This is a genomic window from Rhodococcus sp. 06-462-5 (genome assembly GCF_002258315.1).
Taxonomy (GTDB): domain Bacteria; phylum Actinomycetota; class Actinomycetes; order Mycobacteriales; family Mycobacteriaceae; genus Rhodococcoides.
On the sequence record NZ_NOYD01000019.1, the window covers coordinates 1 to 953 of the forward strand.

Annotated in this window: 1 protein-coding gene; it reads left to right on the forward strand. The window is 59.1% G+C overall.

The annotated features are described in order from the left end of the window. Positions 1-38: 38 nt before the first annotated feature. Positions 39-953: AMP-binding protein (locus CH251_RS13500; protein ID WP_141214935.1), on the forward strand; the 915-nt coding region annotated here is incomplete at its 3' end.

Sequence of the window (953 nt, forward strand, 5' to 3'; positions counted from 1 at the left end):
GGTGAAAGTCCGTTGCGGAGCGGGCGGCATGCTCAGGGATGATCACCAAGCGGCCGCCGTGCAGCAGAGCGCCCCACATCTCCCACACCGACACATCGACGCAGTTGGCTCATTTGTTGGCTGGGCGTGGGGTGGGAGTAGAGGACGTTGTTGCACTGTTGCTGCCACGTTCGGAACACACTGTGATAGCCATACTTTCGGTGCTGAAGCTGGGTTCTGCTTACTTGCCGATCGACATCAACACCCCTGACGAGCGCCTGGCATTCGTTCTACAAGACGCTGCGCCGGCCGCGATTTTGACCACGGTGAGCCTCGCTGGTCGCGTCAGTAAGTCCGGGGTCCCACTGATAGATGTCGAGGATCCCAAGGTCGCTGAACAGCCGACGACGACGTTGCCGGTGCCGAATGCTGACCTCCTCGCGTACATCATCTACACCTCAGGAACGACAGGCACACCCAAAGGCGTCGGCATCACACAAACGAACGTCACCCAGACCTACGCAGCTTCGGAACATGCTTTCAAACATTCCCCAGATCAGGTGTGGTCGATGTTCCATTCGTACTCGTTCGATGTGTCGGTGTGGGAGATGTGGGGCGCTCTGCTGCACGGCGGCCGCTTGGTGATCATCCCTGAGCATGCCGCCCGCTCCGCAACGGACTTTCACCGAATCCTGGTAGACGAGCAGGTCACCACCGTCAACCAGACCCCGTCCGCACTCGAGATGCTCTCGCCCGAGGGAATAGATCAAGTAAGGACCATTTTTGTGGGGGGTGAGGCATGCTCGCCCGAACTTGTCGATCGGTGGGCTTCAGGCCGAGAAATGATCAATGGCTACGGGGAGACAGAGACGTTCTACGCCTCTATGAGTGCGCCCATGAAGCCTGGTCATGGAGCTCCTATCGGTACGCCGGTGCCGGGTGATGCGTTGTTTGTGTTGGATTCCGGTTTGCGG